Source organism: Myxococcus sp. AB025B, from assembly GCF_006518215.1.
GTDB lineage: Bacteria > Myxococcota > Myxococcia > Myxococcales > Myxococcaceae > Myxococcus > Myxococcus fulvus.
Map to the genome: position 1 here is coordinate 1 of NZ_SRLW01000716.1, position 451 is coordinate 451.

Consider the following 451-nt stretch of genomic DNA (forward strand, 5'->3'; position numbering starts at 1 on the left):
TTCCTGTATTACCCCGCTTTCGATGTGGTGCCGCCGTTCGTGAGCTACCGCACCGGGCGCATGGACGAGGCACGCTTTGCGCGGATCACGCAGGCGCTGGCCGAGCGACTGGACACCTTGTTCACCACTGCGCCGATCCCCTTCCGCCGGCAGAATGCGGGTGATTGCGACATTCCGGCGCTCACGTTGCGGGATGGAATCGCACCCGGGAAATCAGGCTTCGCTACGCATCTTGCGTAGACCCCTGCGTGACGACGGGCGCTACAATTCGAGCTTCACTTCCGGCGGCGCGCTGTAGCGGATACAGCGCGCCGCCGCGTTTGTTTCTCGTCCCCCCTTTCTTGTCGGCATGGCGTCTCACGCGGTTCTCACGGCTCTGGTCAATGTGCTGCTCGGCATGGGCCTTGGCGTTGCAGGCGGTTTGCTCGGCATTGGCGGCGGGCTGATCGCC

Annotated in this window: 1 protein-coding gene and 1 pseudogene; one reads left to right on the forward strand and one right to left on the reverse strand. The window is 64.3% G+C overall.

The window, feature by feature from the left end:
- A pseudogene (locus FL311_RS44790) lies at positions 1–240 on the forward strand (flavodoxin family protein); the annotation flags it as partial.
- Here the strand turns inward: FL311_RS44790 and FL311_RS45850 are convergent.
- The coding region (locus FL311_RS45850; RefSeq protein WP_228557496.1) for a hypothetical protein at positions 224–451 on the reverse strand (228 nt) is incomplete at its 5' end. The pseudogene FL311_RS44790 and the gene FL311_RS45850 overlap by 17 nt on opposite strands.